We start from the raw sequence: 21,554 nt of genomic DNA on the forward strand, positions 1-21,554 counted from the left end.
GATGGACTGGCGCAGCTCCTCGATTTCCCGCAGACGGGCGGCGTTCTCCTCGGCAGACTGGGCGCGGCTTTCTTGGATGGACTGGCGCAGCTCCTGGACGGATTGGCAGAGCTCCCGGATTTCTCGGCTGTTGGCAGCAGTCTGTTCAGCCGTCCAAGCCAGCAGTTGTTCCACCCGGTCTAAGCGGTCTTGGCTCTGACTATTCACTCCGATGCCTCGCCTTGTGAGTCTCTTGACAAACTGCAACCGATCATAAACGAAGTTGAGCTCTGCCAAACAGGATAGGGGGAATGGTCATTCCCAGAGCCGCCGGATCGGAGACCGATGCAGCAACTGGTGGGCTTCGGCCAGCAACTCCGGGATAGGCAGATGTTCTGGGCAGCGGGGTAAGCAGTCACCGCATTCGGTACAGCGGTCGGCAAGTGACCCCGGAAACCAATGCCCAGCTTGGCCGAACATGTTGTAGCGGTACTGGGCAAACTCCGTCATCTCGTGGGCAATGGCCAAGTTGCGCAAACGCAGCACTTCGGGAATGTGGATCCCTTCTGGGCAGGGCAGGCAGGCGTAGCACTGGGTGCAGCGGCTGGATCCCAAGCGTTCCTGCTCGGCTTGGCGCAACCGCTCCTGAATCTGAGGGCCATCCACCCACCAACGGTCGGGATCCTGTAAAGCCGACAAGGCCACCTGTAGCTCCTCAGGATGAGTGATGCCCAGGCTGAGGGTGTGAACACGGGGATCCGCCAGCAAAAAACGATAGGCAAACTCCAAGGGGCTGAAAGGTGCACAGCACTCCTGCAGGTGTTGGGGCGGGCGATAGAGCATTCCCCCTTTATCGGCAGGAGAAATGATGAACACGCCCATATCTTGCTGGGCAGCCGCTTCTAGGGCCGGTGCATTGCGCTGTTGGAAAAAGTGATAGTGCAAATTAACAAAGTCAAAGCATCCTGTCTGGATGGCCTGCAAAATTAACTCCAGGGATCCATGGGTGGAAAACCCAATGTGGCGCACCCAGCCTTCCTGCTGGAGCTGCTTGAGAATCGGCAACCCTTTCTGCAGCACCCACTCCAGATGTTCCGGCAAGTTGATGCCATGAAAGGCAAATTGATCCAAGTAATCCACCCGCAGACGGCGCAGGGATCCCTGAAGCCGCTCTCGCAACCCATCTGTGGGAGTGAGTTTGCTGGTCAGAATCAACTGATGGCGTGAAAAGGGCAGGGTTTGCAAAATCTCGCCCAAGAGCACCTCGGCATGGCCATAAGCCTGAGCCGTTTCGATGTGGTTGATCCCTGCGGCTAGGGCTGCCTCAACGGTTGCCTGAGCTTGATCCCTGGGCACATTGACCAAGCGCATGCTGCCCAGAGAAAAAACCGAGACCAGCTGTTGGGTGCGCCCAAAGCGACGGTAGAGCATTCCGGTTGAGGTAGCACCGGCAACTTCCATCAAGCCACCCCCTGGAAACGAGAAACGGCCTCAGATTGTCGGGTACAGACGGCATTTCCCTCAGGGGATTGGGGGTTTTTGCCCAGCAGTTCTGCCGCCAGCAGGATCGCCTGCTTGAGGCTCTCGCATCGGGCCACCCCTTGGCCGGCAATGTCGAAGGCAGTGCCATGATCGGGAGAGGTGCGAACAAAAGGCAACCCAATTGTCAGGTTGACTGCCCGGTCAAAAGCCAGCATCTTCACCGGGATCAAACCTTGATCATGATAGAGAGCCAAGTAGGCATCTGCCACAGTTGGGGATCCCTGGCCATGCCAGGCTTGCGCGGGAGCCAGCCACAGGGTGTCGGGGGGAAGCGGCCCCCAAATTTGGGCGTGGGCATAGGTGCGCAGCAGCTCGGTCAGCCATTCTTTTTCCTCCGATCCCAGTTGCCCCTGTTCGCCGGCATGGGGATTCAGGCCGGCCACTGCAATCACAGGATCCGGGATCCCAAAGGTGTGGCGCAGGGATCCCACCAGCAAATCCAGCGCTGTCCGCACCCGCTCTGGAGTCAGCACGGTGGGCACCTGGCCGAGGGGAATATGGGTGGTGGCCAGCAAAACCCGCATCTGCCAGCCACTGTGGGGGGAACGGGCGACAAACAGCATCCCGTAGCGTTCAGACCCACTCAGTTGGGCCAAAACTTCCGTTTGGCCAGGGAACCGGTAGCCAGCTTGATGCCAGAGATATTTGGCGATGGGTGCTGTCACGATCCCCTGAAACTCGCCCCGCAGCGTCTGTTCGACTGCCGTTTTCAGGTAAACAAAACTGACCCCACCACTGTCAGCATCCCCTTGACCAATACAGCCAGGCTGTAACCGAAAGCCTGTGTCGCATTCCAGCATCGGGATCCCTGCCGGATGGGCCAATGGAGCCGGCGACCGATCTCTCAGCAGGCGATAGGTGGCTTCTAGAACCTGCCGATCCCCTACAACCGTGATGTGGGCGCAAGACTGCACCTCAGGATCCGCCAGCGCCTTGAGCACAATTTCCGGCCCAATTCCCGCGGGATCCCCCAAGGTCAGCGCCAGTTTGGGCCGTGGAATGTTCATGGTGTCTTTTCTTGAGAAGACGGACGATCCCCATGTTCCAGGGGAAAGAGAGTGCTGAGGAAAGCTGTGGGGAAGGTCGCCATCCCTTTGAGCAAGAATTCTGAGCTCAGCCTATCAAGTCAGCTGCAAGGGGATCCATGCCGGCAAAATGGTTTAATGAGGGTTTAGCGATATTGAACCTCTATGGCCGAGACATTCCTTTACAACGCCTTGCGTGCTGCCCTCGACGAAGAAATGGCCCGGGATCCCAACGTATTTGTTTTGGGAGAAGATGTCGGCCATTACGGCGGCTCCTACAAAGTCACCAAAGACCTGTATCGCAAGTACGGGGAGATGCGCCTGCTGGATACCCCCATTTGCGAGAACAGCTTCACCGGCTTGGCCATTGGGGCAGCCATGACCGGCTTGCGCCCGGTGGTGGAAGGGATGAACATGGGCTTTCTGCTGCTGGCCTTCAACCAAATTGCCAACAATGCCGGTATGCTGCGCTACACTTCCGGGGGCAATTTCAAGATCCCGATGGTCATCCGCGGGCCGGGCGGGGTGGGTCGTCAGTTGGGAGCAGAACACTCGCAGCGGCTAGAGGCTTACTTCCAAGCGGTGCCCGGGCTTAAGATCGTGGCCTGTTCAACTCCCTATAATGCCAAGGGCTTGCTCAAGTCCGCCATCCGCGACGACAACCCCGTTCTCTTTTTCGAGCATGTGCTCCTGTACAACTTGAAAGAAGATCTGCCAGAAGAGGAATACCTTTTGCCTCTGGACAAAGCCGAAATCGTCCGATCCGGCTCCGATGTTACCCTGCTCACCTACTCCCGCATGCGCTACCACGTGCTCAAGGCCGTGGACACTTTGGTGCAGCAGGAGATCGACCCTGAGGTGATCGATTTAATCTCGCTGAAACCTTTAGATATGGGAACCATTGCCGCTTCGGTGCGCAAAACCCATCGGGTGATCATTGTTGAGGAAGACATGAAATCGGGTGGCATTGGGGCGGAACTGACAGCTCGCATCATGGAAGAACTGTTCGATGAGCTGGATGCGCCGGTGATGCGTTTGGCTTCGCAGGACATTCCCACCCCCTACAACGGCACGCTGGAGGCGGCCACCATCGTGCAACCTGCAGATATTGTGGCGGCGGTGGAGCGGCTCCTCTACGCGGATTAGAACCCCCAAAAATCCCTACAAAACAGCGCCGAAATCTATCTCCCAGCAACTTGCAAAATCCTCAGGGCAACCTTGCTAAGATTTCCATGGCAGGGATCCGGGAATATGCAAGGCGTACTGCTGATCCTCTACATGTTGGTTGTCAGTGGCCTGATTGCCGTTGTTGGGGATCGGGTGGGCTACCGCATTGGCAAAAAGCGCCTTACCTGGTTTAACCTGCGCCCCCGCCATACCGCCATTCTGGTGGCCGTGGTGACCGGCGTGAGCATCTCCGCGCTGACCTTGGGCACGCTGCTGCTCCTCAACCGCTCCCTGTCGGAGGCTCTGTTCAGCTACACCAACCAAATTGCCCAGGCGGAGCAAGAGCTGCGGGCCCTCAACCGCCAAAAAGCCCTCTTGGAAGCGGAAAATGCCGCTCTCAGGGTTGAGCGAGACCACCTCAAGATGGATCTGGATCAATTTCGCACCCAGCAGTCGGCAGCCCAAACCCGCCTGAGCGAAGTGCGCGATCAACTGGCGGTGGCGCTGCAGGAGCGGCAGGAGGCGGAGGCCAAGCTGGCGGCAGCCAACGAGCAACTGGCCAAGGTGCAGCCCAGTCTGGATCGAGCCCAGGCCGAGTTGGAGGCGGTGAAGGCAGAGGTGGAGTCAGCCCGGCAGATGATTGCCACCCTGGAGTCGCAAAAACAAGCCCTGCAACTGGATCGAGATCAACTGGAGCGCTCCCTGGATGTGGTGCAGGCGGCCTTAACCCAACTGGAGAACCAGAAAAACCAGCTTGAGCAGGAGATCGAGCAGCTCAACCAATTGGCGGTGCGGCTGCGGCGGGGGGAACTGGCCATCTTGGCGGGGGAAGTCTTGGCAACGGGGGTTGTGGAGGCTCCAAGAGGGGCAAAGCCAGAGGCGATCCGGCGGCAGTTTGAGCAACTTTTGGCCCAGGCGGAACAGCGAGCCCTTGCCCTTGGATCCCAGCCCATGCCCCCTCTGGAAAACGCGATCCTGATCCGCCGGGAGGATGCCGATCAAGCCTTGGAGAAGTTGCGAGAACCCGGTAGCTGGGCGGTGCGCATTCTCTCTCTCACCAACCGGCTCAAGGGGGAGCCTGTGCCTGTGCTCGTGCAGATTTACCCCAACCAGCGGATTTTCGCCAAGGGATCCGTGCTGGCCCACGGGGTGATTCAACCGGGTTTGAGCGAAAATCAAATCCAACAGCAACTGCTGGGGCTGCTGAACCAGGCCAATCAGCGCTCGCAAGAGGAGGGGCTTCTCTCCGATCCCATCACCGGCACCGTTGGGGAGTTCTCCCAGGTCAAGTTTCTGGAGGTTGTGCAGCATCTCCGCCAGAGCACCACCCCTCTGGATGTGAAGCTAGTTGCCGACACCGACATCTACACAGCGGGGCCATTGCGGGTGAGTTTTCTAATGGCAGAAGCTTCCGGTCAACCCGGCTCTTCTGGGGCTCAGCAGGCGGGGCGTCCTGAGGGATGACGGATCCACTCCACCCGGCAAGGCTGAAGAGCCAACGAGTGCTGATCGGTTTCGACCCAGGGCGCGACAAATGCGGCATTGCTGTGGTGCAGGTGTTTACGCAAACGGAGCTGAAGGTTTTACACCGGGAGGTGGTCCCTTCCGCGGCAGCGCTGTCTAGACTACAAACGCTCCGGCAACAGTTTCAGGCGGAGCAAGTGATCCTGGGCAATCAGACGACGGCCCAAGCCTGGAAGTCTCAACTGGAATCGATCCTCCCCCCGCAGCAGATTGTCCTGGTGGATGAGCGGCACAGCTCCCAAGAGGCCCGTCAGCGCTACTGGGATTTTCACCCACCGCAGGGATGGGAGCGGCTGTTGCCCAAGGGGATGCGGGTGCCCGCCAAGGCTTACGATGATCTGGTGGCTCTCATTCTGGTGGAGCGGTACTGTCGTGGGCGAGATACGGCTGAGCCGACGTGAGCTTCTACAGGGGATCCTGCTGGGGCTAATGGCGGCAGGATGTGGGGGGCCGGATGCGCACTTGCCTCTTATCGTGGCGCTTAAGCAAGGGATCCCCGCCAGTTTGCTCAACGAGTTTCGCCGCCGCACCCAGGCCCGCTTTCGGCTGCAACTGTTGGATGAGCGGGATCAGTTGTTGGCCTATCTGCAGCAAAGCGTCCAGCCGGCTGATGCAGCCTGGTGGGATCCGGGGGGATGGTTCCGGCGGCGGCTGCCGGTGGCGGCTTTGAGTTTGTTGGGGGCCGACGCTTTGGATCGGGCCATAGCTGCCGGTTGGCTGGATCCGCTACCGGAAAGCCTGCTGGGAGAACGATGGCAGAATCTGGATCCCCGTTGGCAAGCTGCGGCACTCCGGGAGGGGCAGATTTGGGGTGTGCCCTGGCGCTGGGGGGTAACGGCCATTGCCTACCGCCGCGATCGGGTGAGGGAGCCCATTCGGGACTGGGCGGATCTGTGGCGGCCTGAGCTGGCCGGCAAACTGACTCTGCCGGATCATCCGCGGGAGGTGATTGGGCTAACCCTAAAGAAAATGGGCCGCTCCTACAACGATCCCCTCAACCCTGAGGATGTGGAATTACGGCAAGAGCTGGGATCCCTGCACCGTCAGGTTTTAACTTACACCTCTTCCGACTACCTGCCCATCTTGCGCTTGGCCGATAGCTGGGTGGCCGTGGGCTGGTCGCAGGATCTCTACGCCACCCAAGCCAACTACCCTGAGCTGGCAGTGGTGATCCCGGCCTCCGGATCCGCCATCTGGTGGGATGTCTGGGTGCGACCCCACGTCGAAGACAATGCCCACACAGAATCAACCCAGACCGATTCCGGATCCCTGTTGGCTGACTGGCTTGATTTTGTCTTGAATCCTGAATTTGCCCCCCGCTTGGTCAACCTGAGCGGGATCCCTTCGGTTTTGCCGCTGGATCTGGCTCAACTTGCCCCACGCCTGCAACGCAGAGCCGACTTGCAAATCTCCACTTGGCAACGCTCGGAGATCTGGCGCCCCTTGAGCTCAGCCGAAGCCGAGTCCTATCTCAACCTCTGGGATCAAATGCGGCGGGGCCTTTTGTAGAAACACAGCGAGCGCGAGCCCTCCACTCTGCAACACTTCGTCAAGGTCCGCAATGCTTCTGAGGAGCTGTGGTAGGATGCCTGCTGTCTGATGAGCCAGTTGCACTTGCATCGAGGAGAGCACCTTGAGTCTGAGAGTTGCTGTTGTGGGGGGCGGCCCAGCCGGAGCCTCTGCTGCCGAAGTTCTGGCCCAAGCTGGAATTGAGACCTTTTTGTTTGAGCGGAAGCTGGACAACGCCAAGCCCTGCGGGGGCGCCATTCCCCTCTGTATGGTCTCCGAGTTCGACCTCCCCGAGGGGATCATCGACCGCAAAGTGCGCAAGATGAAGATGATCTCCCCTTCCAACTATGAGGTGGATATCGCCCTCGAAAAAGAAAACGAGTACATCGGCATGTGCCGCCGCGAGATCTTGGATGCCTTCTTGCGCAATCGTGCCCACCAAAAAGGGGCGGAGCTGATCAACGGCAAGGTAATGCATCTGGAGATCCCCCAGAATGGCCGGGATCCCTACATCCTGCACTACAACGATTTTTCCGACGGATCGAGGCAAGGGGTGCCGCGTTCTTTGGCTGTGGATGTGGTGATCGGGGCGGATGGGTTCCACTCCAAGGTGGCAGAAGCCATTGGTGCTGGCGACTACAACTATGCGCTGGCCTTTCAGGAGCGCATCCGGCTCCCGGACGACAAAATGGCCTACTACGCAGAGCGGGCAGAAATGTATGTGGGGGACGATGTTTCTCCAGACTTTTATGCCTGGGTGTTTCCCAAGTCCAACCATGTAGCCGTGGGCACCGGCACCATGAGGGCAAACCAAGCCCACATCCAAAAGTTGCAAGCTGGGATCCGCGCCCGTGCTGCCGAGCGTATCCGCGGCGGCCAGGTGATCAAGGTGGAAGCCCATCCGATCCCAGAGCATCCCCGCCCGCGCCGCGCGGTGGGCCGTGCTGCTTTGGTGGGAGATGCGGCGGGATACGTAACCAAATCCAGCGGCGAAGGGATCTATTTTGCCGCCAAGTCAGGCCGCATGTGCGCCGAGACCATCGTCGAGACCTCCAACGGCGGCAAGCGCATTCCCACAGAGGAGGATCTAAAACTGTATCTCAAGCGCTGGGATCGCCAGTACGGCCTGACCTACAAGGTCTTGGACATCCTGCAGCGAGTGTTCTACCGTTCCAATGCCACCCGCGAAGCCTTTGTGGAGATGTGCGCCGACCGGGACGTGCAGAGGATGACCTTTGACAGCTACCTCTACAAGACGGTAGTGCCCATGAGCCCTTGGGTGCAGTTCAAGATCACGGTCAAAACCCTGGGCAGCCTGATTCGCGGCAACGCTTTGGCTCCCTGAAGTAACCCTACTGCCACTGGAAGGTCACCGTGACGCGATCCCAATTGGCCTCGGTTTTCAGCACACTGGCGGAGGCCCTTTGTCCGGGGGGCACGTCGCTGGGCTCAAATGCTGCCACTCGCGTATCGACAACTTCTTCTCCCCGATAGAAGGTGAAACGAGCACGGGCGTTGAGAACCGTGCGGGTGCTGCGGTTGATCGCTTCCACGCTTAGGCGGCTACCGGCCCCCACTCGTTCTTCCCGAATGGATCCCACGATTACAAAATCTCCTGGGCTAGCGGCAGACTCGGCTGGGGTGGCGGTCGGAACTGGGGTGCCAGGCTGTGGGGCCGTCTCGCTTTGCTTGGGATCCGACTGCCTCAGCAGCTCCAAAACACGGGCCAACTCCTGCTGAAAGAAAACAAAGGCTTCCCGCGATTGGTTGGCCACCTGGGCCAAAATCAGTCGATCCGACTCCTCTACCGGAATTTCCAGGAGGGGAGCTGGCCCTTTTAGGGTGACTCGGATGCTGGCGACTTCTTGGTTGATGAACTTATCCAGGTAGGGAAAGATGTTGAGAATGCAATCTTGGAAGGATCCCATCGGCATGATGCGATTGTTGGTCAGCACCAAGTCGGCCCGCTCACAGCTAGCCCGATCCTCCATATCAATTTCCAAGGGCACCCGAAAGGAGCCGAGGCTGGTGTTGGTGATGGTAACCCCAATGCCGTACACCTCCTGCCGCCAGCCATGAACGATCTCCAGGCTGGGGCTGGTGACTTCCTCGGTGAAATACTCTCCGGCCCAGGTCGGGGATCCCCACAGAGGCAGGGCCAATAGCAGCACAGGGAAATGGCAGGTCAGTCTCCCCTTCACCTCAACCTTCCTTAACTCAACTCGCGGACTTTGGGGCAGAGCAGCGGTGTTTCTTGCTCCCCCGGGATGGCAATAGCCTAACCCAGGGCTGGCGCAAACCAGGGGGAGTCTTTGAATAATCTTTCCAACAATAACGGCTTTGAACTTCATCCGCTCTGCCCAAAGGGATAGCCCAGTACCCGTCTTCATCGAGCTGGGGGTTGCCTTTGCGGTGGATCCCAAGGGCCATTTTGTCGGGGCAGCGCCACCGGCTTTGCCGTTTTCCGCTGGGATCCCGTCTGCGATAGGATCAGAAAGTCCAGCTTACTAGCGCAGGAGCCCCGCCCTCTGTCCGTAGGACGAGGGTCGGGAGGAATGCGGAAGTTACGATAGAACCATGACCCAAGTCCTGACCGTCTCCTGCAAGCTCAAGGTGTCCCAGTCGCAAGCCGCAAAGTTGGATGCGACAATGGATGCCTTTGTGCAGGCGTTGAACTGGGTCAACCAAAACACACCAGAGAAGGTAGTTAACGCCGTTAAACTTCAATCTCTGTGCTACCGCCAAATCCGGGCCCGGTTCGGCTTGTCCAGTAACTTGGCAAGGACTACGTCCCGCTTACGCGACCAGCAGGTCTGCAGATGGCTGGCCGGTGCCCGTAAAGTTGCCCGACAGAAAAACCGTCCGGTCAAAGCGTTCAAGAGAGGCTTTGCGACCTACGATGCCCGTATCTTTTCGTTCCGCGAGAAAGACTGGACGGTGTCGCTGACCACAGTTGGGGGTCGAGAGCGCTTTGAGCTGGCGATTGGCCGCTACCAGAGAGAACAGTTGGCAGGCTCCAATCCCAAATCTGCCACTCTGGTCAAGCGCAAAGACGGTTCCTACTCCATTCAAATCTGTGTGGAAACGGAACCGTGCCCACCGCAACGCACGGATAGAGTGCTGGGCGTGGATTTGGGAAGGACGGATATTGCTCATACATCGGAAGGAGATAACTGGAATGGACAGCAGTTGAACAAAGTCCGAGACCATCACTCGCGGTTGAGGGCGGTACTTCAACGCAAAGCCAGTAAGGGCACCCGCAGTTCGCGGCGCAGATGCAGAGAACTGTTGCAACGGCTGTCTGGCAAGGAAAGACGCTTTCAGTCGCGTCAGCGTTGCGTAGCAAAAACGTGGGTCAATCATCGCATCTCCAAAGCTATTGTCTCTAGGGCAAAGGCGACAAATAGCGCTCTTGCTCTGGAAGACTTGACAGAGATTCGGGAAAGGGTCAATCAACAGCCACGCAGCAAGACAGAGCGTAGGCGGGCAAATAGTTGGGCGTTTTATCAACTCCGTCAATTTTTGGAGTACAAGGCTCTGCGTGCGGGGGTTGCTCTGATTCTTGTTCCGCCCGCCTACACGTCGCAGACCTGCCACCGGTGTTTGCACATTCATCCCGACCCTGCGCAATCCTACCGCAGTGGCAAGTCGTTCAAGTGTGGGCACTGTGGATGGGAAGGGGATGCGGATTTGAATGGTGCGAATGTGATTGCGCTTTTGGGGGCTGTCGTAAACCAGCCTAGAGGTTCGGGCTTGTTTTGTTCTCTGGTAGAGCATAACAGGCTCAGGGCTACTGAAAGCCCGCGCTACACTGCTAAGGCGGTGTAGGGTCGGGTAGTTTACAAAGTGCCAAAATCCTAAGAGCCTCAGATCGAGTGCGACCGTGTTCCTCACCTTCTCAGCAGTATGGCTAGATCCTCAGCTTCGTGGCTCAGTCGGCTCTCCTTTTTGCGAGGGCTGATCTTCATCTTGGCCGTGGTGGTTGCCCTCGTTTACTTGGGCTTCAGCCGGGAGGTTCGCCTTGGCCTTGACCTCAAGGGAGGAACCCAGCTCACGCTACAAGCTGTGCCCACCGAGGAGGTGCCTGAAATCACCCCCGAAGTGATGCAGGGGGTAGAGGCCGTCATCCAGCAGCGGATCAACGGGCTGGGGGTGGCTGAGCCTCTGGTGCAGATCAGCGGCCAAGACCGCCTGTTCGTGCAGTTGCCGGGGGTGGCGGATCCGGATCGGGCCATTGCTCTCCTTGGAGATACAGCCCAACTGGAGTTTCGCAAGGGCTTGGTTCCTGTCAGCGCGCTGCCCCGCAACGAGCAGGGAGAGATAACAGCGGGGGAGGATCCGGATACTCTGTTTGAGCGGGTCGGCCTCACCGGGGATCTGCTGCGCAATGCCTATCCCCAAGCCCCTCGCCGCGGATCCCAGAGTTGGGAGGTGCTGCTGGAGTTCAAGCCGGAGGGGGCAGAAAAGTTTACTCAGCTCACCCGAGATTTGGCCGGGACAGAACGTCCATTGGGCATTTTTCTGGACGACGTGTTGATCAGTGCCCCGATCGTGGGGCCGGAGTTTGCCCGCACCGGCATCACCGGCGGGACGGCGGTGATCACGGGCAATTTTACGGTGGAAACCGCCACTGACTTGGCGGTCAAGCTCAGGGCAGGAGCGCTGCCGGTTCCCATTCAGGTGATTGAAAATCGCACTGTCGGGGCCACTTTGGGGGAAGTGAGCGTGCGCCGCAGCCTCTATGCCGGGATCGGGGGCCTGGTGCTGGTTTTCCTCTTTATGGTGGCCTACTATCGCCTGCCAGGGCTGATTGCGGACATTGCTCTGCTTATCTACGCCCTCTGTACCTTTGCTCTCTTCCAACTGCTGGGGGTAACCATGACTCTGCCGGGGATCGCCGGCTTTATCCTCAGCATCGGCATGGCGGTGGATGCCAATGTGCTGATCTTCGAGCGCATCAAAGAAGAGTTGCGGGCCGGCAAATCCATCTACAAGTCCATTTCGGAAGGGTTTAACCGCGCCTTCAGCAGCATCCTGGACAGCAATGTGACTACCCTTTTGGTCTGTGGCGTGCTTTTCTGGCTGGGGATGGGACTGGTGAAAGGGTTTGCGGTAACCCTGGGCATTGGCATTCTGGTGAGCTTCTTTACGGCCATCACCTGCACCCGTAGCCTGCTCTTGGCGGCAATGGGGATCCCCAGCTTGCGCAAACCTGAGTTTTACGGCGTTCGGATGGAGGCGGCCCAATCATGACGGCTCAAGAGCTATCCCCCGTAGATCCCGCTTCCTCTCGCTTGCTGGACTACCGCTTTGACATTGTTGGGCGGAGCAGGCTGTGGTTTGGCTTCTCCTTGGCGGTGTTGCTGGTGGGGCTGGTCAGCATGGCCTTTTCCCTGGCTTCTCTGGGAACTCCCCTGCGGCTGGGGTTGGATTTTTCCGGCGGCACCTTGCTGGATCTGAGCTTTGAGCGGCCTGTCACCACCGAGGAGCTGCGACGGGCGCTGCAGGAACACAACCTGGGCACCAGCATCATCCAGCTGGACACCCAAACGGGCCAGGAAGCCCTGATCCGCATGCCCCCCTTGACTGAGCAAGAGCGGCTGGCCGTGGAAGCCACCCTGCGGCAGGAGGTTGCCCCCTTCCAGCGCAATCTGGTCGAGACGGTTGGCCCGACGGTGGGGCGTTTGCTCTTGCGTTCCGGCATCGTGGCGGTGCTCATCTCTTTCGGGCTCATCGTGCTGTACCTGGCCCTGCGCTTCCAGTGGGATTACGCGGTGTTTGCCATTGTGGCGCTGCTGCACGATGTAGTGTTGACGATAGGGCTATTTGCCCTTTTGGGCCTGACGGTGGGTATGGAGGCGGACAGCCTGTTTGTGGTGGCGCTGCTGACCATCATCGGCTTTTCCGTCAACGACACCGTGGTCATCTACGACCGCATCCGCGAGAATCTGCGTCTGGTGAGCCGCAAGGTCAGCCTGGCCGAGGTGGTAAACCTATCTCTGAACCAGACCTTTGCCCGCTCCCTGAACACCACCCTGACGACGATGCTGCCCCTAGTTGCCATCGCCATTTTCGGGGGAGCTACCTTGAAGGGGTTTGCCATTGCCCTGCTCATTGGCTTTACTTTGGGGGTGTATTCCAGCATTTTTATCGCCAGCCCCCTGTTGGTGTGGTGGCGGCAGCAGCGCTATGGCAAAAGTAGCGAAGATGCCCGCGCAGGCAGGGATCCCGATTCACTTCCCTCTGAGGGCTAGGGCCCCGATATCGGAAAAATTGGGTCGATTGGGTGGGGATCTGTCGTTCGCGCTGAGACGGTGTCCTCTGGGTTCACCATTGCAGTCTTTGCCCATGGGAGATCAGGTAGCGCTGTAAATCGGCTATTTTGCCTTGCGGTACAATCTGAGCTGGGATCAGGCCGGGAGCTTGACTGCGCAGCCAAGCCACGGTCAGGCCTGCTGCCGAGCCGATGGTCCATTCACCGTAATGCACGCGGGTGGCGGCGTTGACAATGTGGCTGACGGCGATCCCTTTGCCGCCGATGAGCAGGTTATCCACCTTCTGCGGGATCAGGGCTTCCAAGGGAATGAGAATGGGACGGACGGAAAACTCGTTGACTGGCGCGGAGCTGGCCGAAAGAGAGGGCTCCCAGTTGCGGTAGCGACAGCCGTGGATATCGATGGCGTAGTGGGTAACCCCCACCACGGTAGGTCTGAAGTCCCGCCCCCCGGCGGTGCCGACGCGAATATCCTGCTCCAACATCAGGAACTCTGCTTGGCCGTAGGCAGCTCGCCCCAGGATGCGCCGACCTTCCCGGATGTAGGGGTAGAGGCTAAGGCCAGAGCGAGTGCCCAGCAAGGACTCTTCGGCAAACACCAAGGAGAGGGGATAGCCAGAGCGGGATTGAGTTTCCATCAGCCACTCGGCAAACAGCAGGGCGTGGTTTTCTCCATCTTTGATGGCCGAGACATCCAGGCCCCCCAGCCAGTTGTGGCGCTGCCCTGAGGCCACTAGCCGCTCTTCCGTCAGGATCAGGGGCGGGTTCATGATCCCCCAGTCGTTGCCGCGGTTCCAGTTCACCAGCGTCAGGTCGCCTGGAACAGGCGTGCTGTAGAAGGGATCCCGGCGGCCCTTGCTGACGATGCGGCGGTAATTGAAAAAGCTCTGGCCGCTGAAGGTGGGGAAACCCTCCATGTCGAACTCGCGGCGGTGTTCGGCGCGGGAATAGCCCGGCTGCAGTTGGGCCAGCTCGGCGCGGGAGCGACCGCCATCGTCGTGGATGGCCAGCACGAAGGGAAAGGCAAAGGCTTGAGTGCACTCCGGGTTGCTGGCGGGGGCGGCATTGGGCTCTCCGGTCACGTCTCGCCCTTCCGAACCCAGCCGATAGGGGATCCCGGCCCAGCCCACCAGCTCGCCGGTATCGGTGGCATCGATAACAAACAGGTTGCGGCCCGGTGGTGCCTGCAGCCTCAACACCCGTTTGGCAAAAACTTCCGTCTCCTGCCAGCCATACCAGCTCACCAGCTCCCGCCACAGCCGTCCCGGTGGCACAAAGTTGGGATCCCGCGGCTGCCGCTGCACAGCATAAATGCTTTCAATCCGGGATCCATCGGCGCTGAAGGTGGCCCCCTTAAAAGCCGTTTGGGTAGCCCAGCGGCTGTTGGGGGCATTTTGAGCTGCCTGTTGCAGCCAGGTTTCCACCGCCTGCAGCCCGGCCTGGGGCGGAAAACACAGCCCTCCCACCCAGCAGCTGTTGATCTCGGATACGCGGGTTCCCGGCGGGATCCCTGTCCAGGCCGGCAGATGCACCGGCTGGCTTTCGATCAAGGCCTTGAACTCCAGCCAGTGGCGGGAAAAATTGCCCCGCTGCCGCATCGGCAGCGATTCATCAATGGCCGATACCCCCTGGGAGGTAATCTGACCCCCCAGCCAAGGGGTGAGCTCGATGAGACAGGTCTGCACCCCCCCTCGCATGGCATGGCCTGCCGCTGCCACCCCTCCCAGGGATCCGCCCACCACCACCAGCTCGCACTCCCAAATCTCGTCCGGCTGCGGCAAGGGATCCAACAAGGGCCAACCGTGGGCGGTAAAACGGGGCACCTCCGGCTCGGAGACGGCAACAGGGGATCCCACCTCTGGCTGGGAGAGGGCGGCAAACCCCATCCCGGCCACAAAGCTCAGCAGCGACAGGATCCCCAGACCCACAGTTCGCTTGGGCTCAGATCCCCGGCACGCCGCAGCCGTCTTTTTGCCAGCCATGCTCACTCACACCCCCGGCCTTTCCCCGGCAGGAGAAATCCCCTTGAGAATAGCTGAGGAAACCGACATTGAGGCCAGCCAGGATCCCTGCCACAGGGCATAATGGGCTAGCAACTTTTTAACGGCAACGGCGGGATCCCATGGGACGGGCAAAGAAGGTGGTATTGGCCTATTCAGGCGGGGTGGATACTTCCGTCTGCATTCCCTATCTCAAGCACGAGTGGGGGGTGGAATCGGTGGTGGCCCTGGCAGTCGACTTGGGGCAGGGGGCGGAGCTGGAGGCCATTCAGGCCAAAGCCCTCAGGGCGGGGGCAGAGCAATCTCTGGTGCGGGAGGCTGTCCAGGCCCTCATTACCGACTATGCCTTCCCGGCCATCCAGGCCAACGCCCTCTACGAGCAGCGCTACCCCCTTTCCACGGCCCTGGCCCGACCCCTGATTGCCAAGCTGCTGGTGGAAGTAGCGGAAGAGGTGGGCGCCGATGCGGTGGCCCACGGCTGCACCGGCAAAGGCAACGACCAGGTGCGCTTTGATCTGGCTATTGCTGCTTTAAATCCCCAGCTCAAAGTGTTGGCCCCTGCCCGCGAGTGGGGGATGACCCGCGAGGAGACCATTGCCTATGGGGAGCGCTACGGGATCCCCATGCCCGTGCAGAAGTCCAGCCCCTACAGCATCGACCTCAACATTTTGGGCCGCAGCGCTGAAGCCGGCATCCTAGAAGATGCCGACCGGGAGCCGCCGGAGGAAGTGTATGCCCTCACCCGGCCTATTTCCCAGACACCCGACGAGCCCGCCTACGTGGAGATTGAGTTCGAGCAAGGGATCCCTGTCGGGGTGGATGGGCAGCGCCTCAGTCCCAAAGCCCTCTTCGAGCAGCTCAACTCCTTAGCTGGCCTGCATGGGGTGGGCCGCATAGACATGATTGAAAACCGCCTGGTGGGGATCAAGTCGCGGGAGATCTACGAGTGCCCTGCTCTAATGGTCTTGATCCAAGCCCACCGCGAGCTGGAAAGCCTCACCCTCACCCGCGATGTCATCCATTACAAGTACGGCATCGAGACCACCTACAGCCAGTTGATCTACAACGGCCTTTGGTACTCGCCGCTGCGGGAGGCTCTGGACGCCTTTATCCGCGCCACCCAGAAAAGCGTCACCGGTGTCGTGCGGATGCGGTTGCACAAGGGCCAGGCGGTCTGTGTGGGCCGTCGCTCTCCTTATTCCCTCTACAACCCCGAGCTGGCCACCTACGGCGCAGGAGATCAGTTCGACCACAAAGCGGCAGAAGGCTTCATCTACGTCTGGGGTCTGCCCACCCGCGTTTGGTCGCAGGTTCACAGAATCTAGGAATCCCCTCCTGGCTCGAGGTTGGGGGGAGCACGCTAGCCCTGCTGCTTGGGATCCCAGACTCAGCTCCCGATTGAATTCCCAAAACCCACTTAAGTCCCGGCAGTCCACGTGTTGCCGTACTCGATCTGCTCGGGGGTGAGGCTGTCGATTTGGATCCCCATGGCCTTGAGCTTGAGGCGGGCGATGGCCTCGTCCACCTCGAGAGGAATGGGGTGAAGCCCTGGGGCCAAGCGGCCCCGGTTTTTCACCAGGTATTCGCAGGCCAGGGCCTGGTTGGCAAAGCTCATGTCCATGACGCTGGCGGGGTGCCCTTCGGCAGCAGCCAAGTTAATCAGGCGGCCTTCCCCCAGCACCACCACTGACTTGCCCGACTGCAGACGGTATTCTTCCACAAAGGGGCGCACCGTCTGTCGGGAGACGGCCCGCTCCTGCAGCGCCACCAGGTCGATTTCAATGTCAAAGTGGCCGGCGTTGCAGACCATCGCCCCATCCTTCATGCGGTCGAAGTGCTCGCCGCGAATCACGTGCTTGTTGCCGGTGACGGTGATGAAGATGTCCCCCAGAGCAGCGGCTTCTTCCATCGGCATCACCCGGAAGCCGTCCATCACCGCCTCCAGAGCCCGCACCGGGTTGACTTCCGTGACAATCACCTGGGATCCCATGCCGCGGGCCCGCATGGCCACTCCCTTGGCGCACCAGCCGTAGCCAGCCACCACCACCGTCTTCCCGGCCAGAAGGATGTTGGTACAGCGCAGGATCCCGTCCAGGGTGGATTGGCCGGTGCCGTAGCGGTTGTCGAACAGGTGTTTGGTCTCGGCGTCGTTGACGGTCATCACCGGGAAGCTGAGCACCCCCGCCTTGAGCATGGCCCTAAGGCGCACCAGGCCAGTGGTGGTCTCTTCCGTGGTGCCGATGAGCTCCGACAGTTGCTCCTGACGGTGCTGCACCAGCTCCGCCGTCACATCTCCGCCATCGTCGATAATCAGGTTGGGGCGGTGATCTAGGGCAATCTGGACATGGCGGCGGTAGGTGGCCACATCTTCTCCTTTGAGGGCAAACACCGAAATGCCATGGTCCGCCACCAGGCTGGCGGCCACATCGTCTTGGGTGGAAAGGGGATTGCTGGCAATGAGAACGCTATCCGCCCCCCCTGCTTGTAGAGCCAGGGCCAGGTTGGCCGTTTCGGTCGTAATGTGGCAGCAGGCCACCAAGCGCAGCCCGGCAAAGGGCTTTTCTTGAGCAAAGCGCTCCCGGATCTGGGCCAGCACCGGCATCTCCCGCGCCGCCCACTGGATCCGTTGCTTGCCCAGGGGGGCGAGGTTCAGATCTTTCACTTCATGCTTCGGGAGAGACAGGGTAGCGCTGGTCATCGAGTGTTGCTCCAAACAGGGTCATCGAGAGAGGATAGGGGAACGGAAACTGCAAGCCCCAAAGGGGGCCAGGCAGCCATAAAGATCAGCAAGGATGTCGATAAGCCTGAACTATTCTGCCACAAGGGATCCCCTTTCAGCGCTGGGGCTGGATGTAGGCAACCGCCGCATTGGCGTGGCCGGCTCCGACCGGCTGGGGCTGCTGGCTACTGGCCTGGGGGTGATCCAGCGCCGTTCCCTCTCAGAGGATATTGCCCAAGTGCAGGAGTGGATCCGCCGCCGCCAGGCCACCGTGGTGGTGGTGGGGATCCCCCTTCTGGCGGATGGGTCGGTGGGATCCCAGGCCCGCAAAGTCCAGCGGTTCGTGCGCGCTTTGCAGGTGGCCGTGGATCTTCCCATTGTTACCGTCAATGAATACCTGAGCACCGCGCAGGCGGAGTGGGATCTGCGCGAGGCGGGGATCCCGGCCAAAGCCCAGAAGGGCTTAATCGATCAGCAGTCGGCGGCGGTAATTCTCCAAACTTGGCTGGACGAGCGACGGGCTTCCCCGTCGGAAATGCCGGGCTGGCAAAGCTGGGGCAACAAAGACTACGCTGGAGAAGTCTAGCCGGGAAAGTTTAAATCAATTCAAGCCCAAGGTGGGCCATCCCTCGTTGCCCCTTCTGCATCAGCAGGGTGTGATTGTTAAGTCGGGGCCTTTCGCGCAACTTTGATAACGTCTGATAACGTCACGTGAACCATCCGAGCATGAATCGCATTTGCATTCTTGGGGGCGGCTTTGGCGGGTTGTACACAGCTTTGGAACTGAGCCGGCAGCTCTGGCCAGAACCACCCCAGATCACCTTGATCGACCGGCAGGAGCGGTTCGTCTTTGCCCCCCTGCTTTATGAGCTGCTCACCGGAGAAATGGAAGACTGGGAGGTGGCCCCCCGTTTTCAAGATCTGCTGCCCCCGGGATCGGTGCAGTTTCGCCGCGGATCTGTCCAGGCCATTGACCCTCAAGCCCGCCGCGTGGAGCTGGAAGATGGGCAAAGCTTGGAGTACGACGCGCTGGTGCTGGCGCTGGGGGGAGAAACCCCTCTAGAGAGCGTTCCGGGAGCGGCGGAGTTTGCTTTTCCCTTTCGCACCCTGGCAGATGCTCAGCGGCTGCGCGCCCACCTGAAGGCGTTGGAAGACCGGGATCCGGCTCAGCCTGTGGCTCTGGCTATCGCAGGAGCAGGGGCCAGTGGCGTGGAACTGGCCTGCAAATTGGCAGATCGGCTGGGCTGGCGGGGACGGATCCGCCTCATCGAGTTGGGATCCCAAATCTTGTCCGGCTTTGCTCCCTCCAGCCGGGAGGCGGCCCAAGAGGCGCTGGCCCAACGGCGGGTGCAGGTGGAGTTGCAAACCAAGGTCTTGGGCATCGAGGCCCTTAACGAGAACGGCGCCCCTCCCTTCCGTCTGCAGCTCCAGCGACTGGAGAGCCAGGAGATTGCTACGGATCTTGTGGATGCTGTGCTGTGGACTGTCGGAACCCGACCGGCAGCGGTGATTGCCAATTGGGCTCTGCCCAAAACGGAGCGGGGACGGCTGCAGGTTTTGCCCACCTTACAGACCCCCACCTTCCCAGAGATCTTTGCCTTGGGAGATGCAGCAGCGGTGGTGGATGCGGAGGGCAAGCCGGTGCCGGCCACGGCCCAAGCGGCTTTTCAACAGGCCGGTTATTGCGCCTGGAACCTGTGGGCTTTGCTCACCCAGGAGCGGCCTCTCTTGCCCTTTCGCTACTTTTCTCTGGGGGAAATGCTCAGCCTGGGGGTGGATACGGCGGTGCTTTCTGCCCTTGGCGGCCTCACACTGACCGGCCCCCTGGGCTATTTGGCCCGGCGAACTGCCTATTTGGTGCGCCTGCCCACACTGGAACACCAGCTCAAGGTGGGGTGGAATTGGATCACCCGCCCCCTGTGGCAAGGGCTGCTGGCCCGCTAGGATCCCTGTAACTGGCAAGAGCGCTCGTAGGCCGCTCGCACTGCCTGCATCAGGGCTCCCCGCACCCCCGCCTGCTCCAAGGCTTGGATCCCGGCAATGGTCGTCCCCCCTGGACTGGTGACCCGGTCTTTGAGAACGGCAGGGTGCAGATTTTCTTGCTGCAAGAGGGCAGCAGTACCCGCCAAGGTCTGCAGGGCCAACTGGGTAGCAATGGGACGCGGCAGCCCCACCTGTACCCCTCCGTCGATCAGCCCTTCCAGAATCACCGCCAGATACCCCGGCCCGGAACCCGAAAGTGCCGTCACCGCATCCATCTGGCTTTCGGCCACCGTCACCACCTCGCCCACCGCGCGAAACAGCTTCTCCACCTGCTCCACCTGCATAGGCGTCACCCCTGGCCCGTAGCTGATGGCCGTTATGCCCGCCCCCACCAGCGCCGGCGTGTTGGGCATCGTGCGCACCACCTTTTGTTTGGGAAAAGCCTGCTGCAACTGCTGCAAGGGGATCCCGGCCATAATCGAGATCACCAGCTCTGTGGCGGACAGCCGGCCCATCTCAGCCACCACTGTCGGGAAGAGCTGCGGTTTAACGGCCAGAAACAGAATCTCAGACTCTCCCGCCTGGGATGGATCCGCCAACAATCGGATACCCAGCTCCTGCTGCAGGGCCACAGCCTTATCCAGATCAGGCTCCCGCAAGGCCACCTGCGCTGCGGGATAAACTCCCACAGCTACCCAACGCCGCAGCAGGGCGGATCCCATGGCTCCACCCCCGATAACACTTAGCAGTGGCCGCTCCATAGCAACTAGTGCTGACCTACTGCCTGCAGATGCTCATAGGTGCTGGGCCAGAGGGGGGTAGGGCTTTGCAAAGGGCGCTGCAGCGGCTGCACCACTTGGCTACTGGGGGTGGAAACCATCACCGTGCTGGGGGTGAACAAAAAAATGTTCTCTCCGATGCGCTCTTGGTGGCCATCGATGGCGTAGGTGCCGCCGGCAACGAAATCCACAGAGCGCTGCGCCTCAGCGGGATCCATTAGGGTCAAGTTCATGATCACCGTCTTGCGCTCCCGTAGGTACTGGATAACCTGAGCCATCTCATCGAAGCTGCGCGGCTCCATCACCACCACTTCACTGGTGGGTGGGTTTACGCCCGGTAATCCAATCACGTTGCTCCCCATACTGCCCCCTGCTGAGCGATCCCGATGCTGACTGCGCCGATGGCCCCGCGACTCTTCTCGACCGGCAGAGCCCTCCCCCGCTTCCACTCCCCGTTGCCGCCGCCCTCGCGGAAGGGTACTCACTTCCTCCTCTTCGGGGGGAGCAGCCGGTTGGGAACGGCGTCCCTCGTAGAGCAGTTGGTAATCATCCTGCCCTTCCATTTCAGAGTACTCCTCCAGGCCGTCCACGGGATCGTTCAGACCCACAAAATCTCTCACCCTGCTCCAGATTCCATTGACATTCATATGCACATCCTCACTACAGGTCATGGGTTTACGGCGAGCGTAGGATTCAGGCTCTTGATTGGATCCTGAGTGGCTCACTCAAGCTAGGGGGCGTCCTTTTATTCTCGGTCAAAGTCTTTCAATAGGCTGAGACAGGGTTTGCTCAGGAAGCTGCCGAAGCAGGTGGGGGCTAACGTAGGTTAACAAAACCCCATTGATTCGACGACTAGAGTTTACCCAGAAGAAGTGAAGATGTCATCTCACTTGCCAAGCCGTTGTTTGGCAGGATTGAACTCTGCTCCCCGTCTGGATTGAGCCCACGTTAACGGAAGTACAGCCTTTTAATTTAAAATAGGGTACAGGTATTCAAGAGGAAGGAGAGAAAGGAATGCCGACTCATTCTTTGGATTTGCGGCAAAGAGTTGTA

18 protein-coding genes and 1 pseudogene are annotated in these 21,554 nt (G+C 60.0%); 11 read left to right on the plus strand and 8 right to left on the minus strand.

What is annotated here, in order from left to right; all coding sequences use genetic code 11:
* The 3 genes and pseudogenes from ACVWXF_RS12160 to pdxA form a co-directional block, all read right to left on the minus strand.
* Positions 1-207, minus strand: a pseudogene (locus tag ACVWXF_RS12160) (hypothetical protein); the annotation flags it as partial.
* Positions 208-294: 87 nt separating this feature from the next.
* On the minus strand, positions 295-1,410 hold the full coding sequence (locus ACVWXF_RS12165) for an aldo/keto reductase (protein ID WP_457474526.1): 1,116 nt from the start codon (positions 1,408-1,410) through the stop codon (positions 295-297).
* A gap of 29 nt (positions 1,411-1,439) precedes the next feature.
* Positions 1,440-2,528, minus strand: a complete 1,089-nt coding sequence (gene pdxA / locus ACVWXF_RS12170) for a 4-hydroxythreonine-4-phosphate dehydrogenase PdxA (RefSeq protein WP_457474517.1) — start codon at positions 2,526-2,528, stop codon at positions 1,440-1,442.
* A gap of 183 nt (positions 2,529-2,711) precedes the next feature.
* On the opposite strand from pdxA, the gene ACVWXF_RS12175 reads away from it, so the two are divergent.
* From ACVWXF_RS12175 to chlP, 5 genes are all read left to right on the plus strand, one after another.
* The gene (locus tag ACVWXF_RS12175) at positions 2,712-3,692 is read left to right on the plus strand and encodes an alpha-ketoacid dehydrogenase subunit beta (RefSeq protein ID WP_414331610.1); all 981 of its coding nucleotides are present in this window, start codon (positions 2,712-2,714) and stop codon (positions 3,690-3,692) included.
* Positions 3,693-3,797: 105 nt separating this feature from the next.
* Entirely contained in the window at positions 3,798-5,177 is a 1,380-nt protein-coding gene (locus ACVWXF_RS12180) for a DUF3084 domain-containing protein (RefSeq protein WP_457474518.1), read from the plus strand.
* The gene (ruvX, locus tag ACVWXF_RS12185; RefSeq protein WP_457474519.1) at positions 5,174-5,638 is read left to right on the plus strand and encodes a Holliday junction resolvase RuvX; all 465 of its coding nucleotides are present in this window, start codon (positions 5,174-5,176) and stop codon (positions 5,636-5,638) included. Before ACVWXF_RS12180 ends, ruvX (ACVWXF_RS12185) begins: the two co-directional genes overlap by 4 nt.
* A complete protein-coding gene (locus ACVWXF_RS12190; protein WP_457474520.1) occupies positions 5,610-6,746 on the plus strand; it encodes an extracellular solute-binding protein in 1,137 nt (378 codons plus the stop codon). The genes ruvX (ACVWXF_RS12185) and ACVWXF_RS12190 overlap by 29 nt, the downstream gene beginning before the upstream one ends.
* A gap of 124 nt (positions 6,747-6,870) precedes the next feature.
* Complete coding sequence (gene chlP, locus ACVWXF_RS12195) at positions 6,871-8,091, plus strand: geranylgeranyl reductase (RefSeq protein ID WP_457474521.1); 1,221 nt, start codon at positions 6,871-6,873, stop codon at positions 8,089-8,091.
* 7 nt (positions 8,092-8,098) lie between these two features.
* On the opposite strand, the gene ACVWXF_RS12200 is transcribed toward chlP, so the two are convergent.
* Positions 8,099-8,947: a hypothetical protein gene (locus tag ACVWXF_RS12200; RefSeq protein ID WP_414421595.1), complete on the minus strand. Its 849-nt coding sequence runs from the start codon at positions 8,945-8,947 to the stop codon at positions 8,099-8,101.
* A gap of 376 nt (positions 8,948-9,323) precedes the next feature.
* Here ACVWXF_RS12200 and ACVWXF_RS12205 point away from each other — a divergent pair, with 376 nt between their 5' ends.
* From ACVWXF_RS12205 to secF, 3 genes are all read left to right on the plus strand, one after another.
* Positions 9,324-10,574, plus strand: coding sequence for an RNA-guided endonuclease InsQ/TnpB family protein (locus ACVWXF_RS12205; RefSeq protein ID WP_457474522.1), 1,251 nt, complete (start codon positions 9,324-9,326; stop codon positions 10,572-10,574).
* A gap of 78 nt (positions 10,575-10,652) precedes the next feature.
* Complete coding sequence (secD, locus tag ACVWXF_RS12210; protein ID WP_457474523.1) at positions 10,653-11,999, plus strand: protein translocase subunit SecD; 1,347 nt, start codon at positions 10,653-10,655, stop codon at positions 11,997-11,999.
* Positions 11,996-13,000 carry a protein translocase subunit SecF gene (gene secF / locus ACVWXF_RS12215; RefSeq protein WP_457411691.1) on the plus strand — a complete coding sequence of 335 codons (1,005 nt, stop codon included), beginning with the start codon at positions 11,996-11,998 and terminating at the stop codon, positions 12,998-13,000. The genes secD and secF overlap by 4 nt, the downstream gene beginning before the upstream one ends.
* Positions 13,001-13,073: 73 nt before the next feature.
* Here the strand turns inward: secF and ACVWXF_RS12220 are convergent, their stop codons facing one another.
* Positions 13,074-14,906 (minus strand): FAD-dependent oxidoreductase, encoded by a 1,833-nt coding sequence (locus tag ACVWXF_RS12220; protein WP_457385520.1) that lies wholly within the window; start codon positions 14,904-14,906, stop codon positions 13,074-13,076.
* A gap of 236 nt (positions 14,907-15,142) precedes the next feature.
* On the opposite strand from ACVWXF_RS12220, the gene ACVWXF_RS12225 reads away from it, so the two are divergent.
* A complete protein-coding gene (locus tag ACVWXF_RS12225) occupies positions 15,143-16,345 on the plus strand; it encodes an argininosuccinate synthase (RefSeq protein ID WP_414344220.1) in 1,203 nt (400 codons plus the stop codon).
* 92 nt (positions 16,346-16,437) lie between these two features.
* On the opposite strand, the gene ahcY is transcribed toward ACVWXF_RS12225, so the two are convergent.
* Positions 16,438-17,718 carry an adenosylhomocysteinase gene (gene ahcY, locus ACVWXF_RS12230; protein ID WP_011433351.1) on the minus strand — a complete coding sequence of 427 codons (1,281 nt, stop codon included), beginning with the start codon at positions 17,716-17,718 and terminating at the stop codon, positions 16,438-16,440.
* A gap of 94 nt (positions 17,719-17,812) precedes the next feature.
* Here ahcY and ruvX (ACVWXF_RS12235) point away from each other — a divergent pair, with 94 nt between their 5' ends.
* The gene (ruvX, locus tag ACVWXF_RS12235; protein WP_457474524.1) at positions 17,813-18,325 is read left to right on the plus strand and encodes a Holliday junction resolvase RuvX; all 513 of its coding nucleotides are present in this window, start codon (positions 17,813-17,815) and stop codon (positions 18,323-18,325) included.
* A 140-nt stretch (positions 18,326-18,465) separates the two neighbouring features.
* Positions 18,466-19,683 carry an NAD(P)/FAD-dependent oxidoreductase gene (locus ACVWXF_RS12240; protein ID WP_457474525.1) on the plus strand — a complete coding sequence of 406 codons (1,218 nt, stop codon included), beginning with the start codon at positions 18,466-18,468 and terminating at the stop codon, positions 19,681-19,683.
* On the opposite strand, the gene proC is transcribed toward ACVWXF_RS12240, so the two are convergent.
* Complete coding sequence (gene proC, locus ACVWXF_RS12245) at positions 19,680-20,483, minus strand: pyrroline-5-carboxylate reductase (RefSeq protein WP_011433348.1); 804 nt, start codon at positions 20,481-20,483, stop codon at positions 19,680-19,682. The two genes, ACVWXF_RS12240 and proC, sit on opposite strands and share 4 nt — an antisense overlap.
* Before the next feature lie 5 nt (positions 20,484-20,488).
* Positions 20,489-21,064, minus strand: a complete 576-nt coding sequence (locus tag ACVWXF_RS12250) for a cell division protein SepF (RefSeq protein WP_011433347.1) — start codon at positions 21,062-21,064, stop codon at positions 20,489-20,491.
* Positions 21,065-21,554: the final 490 nt, after the last annotated feature.

It is taken from the genome of Thermostichus sp. MS-CIW-40, from assembly GCF_054058315.1.

Coding starts and splice junctions, on each gene's coding strand:
- ACVWXF_RS12165 (WP_457474526.1), bottom strand. CDS start 1,410: ATGCTCTACCGTCGCTTTGGGCGCACCCAACAGCTGGTCTCGGTTTTT.
- pdxA (WP_457474517.1), bottom strand. CDS start 2,528: ATGAACATTCCACGGCCCAAACTGGCGCTGACCTTGGGGGATCCCGCG.
- ACVWXF_RS12175 (WP_414331610.1), top strand. CDS start 2,712: ATGGCCGAGACATTCCTTTACAACGCCTTGCGTGCTGCCCTCGACGAA.
- ACVWXF_RS12180 (WP_457474518.1), top strand. CDS start 3,798: ATGCAAGGCGTACTGCTGATCCTCTACATGTTGGTTGTCAGTGGCCTG.
- ruvX (WP_457474519.1), top strand. CDS start 5,174: ATGACGGATCCACTCCACCCGGCAAGGCTGAAGAGCCAACGAGTGCTG.
- ACVWXF_RS12205 (WP_457474522.1), top strand. CDS start 9,324: ATGACCCAAGTCCTGACCGTCTCCTGCAAGCTCAAGGTGTCCCAGTCG.
- secD (WP_457474523.1), top strand. CDS start 10,653: ATGGCTAGATCCTCAGCTTCGTGGCTCAGTCGGCTCTCCTTTTTGCGA.
- secF (WP_457411691.1), top strand. CDS start 11,996: ATGACGGCTCAAGAGCTATCCCCCGTAGATCCCGCTTCCTCTCGCTTG.
- ACVWXF_RS12220 (WP_457385520.1), bottom strand. CDS start 14,906: ATGGGGTTTGCCGCCCTCTCCCAGCCAGAGGTGGGATCCCCTGTTGCC.
- ACVWXF_RS12225 (WP_414344220.1), top strand. CDS start 15,143: ATGGGACGGGCAAAGAAGGTGGTATTGGCCTATTCAGGCGGGGTGGAT.
- ahcY (WP_011433351.1), bottom strand. CDS start 17,718: ATGACCAGCGCTACCCTGTCTCTCCCGAAGCATGAAGTGAAAGATCTG.
- ruvX (WP_457474524.1), top strand. CDS start 17,813: ATGTCGATAAGCCTGAACTATTCTGCCACAAGGGATCCCCTTTCAGCG.
- ACVWXF_RS12240 (WP_457474525.1), top strand. CDS start 18,466: ATGAATCGCATTTGCATTCTTGGGGGCGGCTTTGGCGGGTTGTACACA.
- proC (WP_011433348.1), bottom strand. CDS start 20,483: ATGGAGCGGCCACTGCTAAGTGTTATCGGGGGTGGAGCCATGGGATCC.
- ACVWXF_RS12250 (WP_011433347.1), bottom strand. CDS start 21,064: ATGGAAGGGCAGGATGATTACCAACTGCTCTACGAGGGACGCCGTTCC.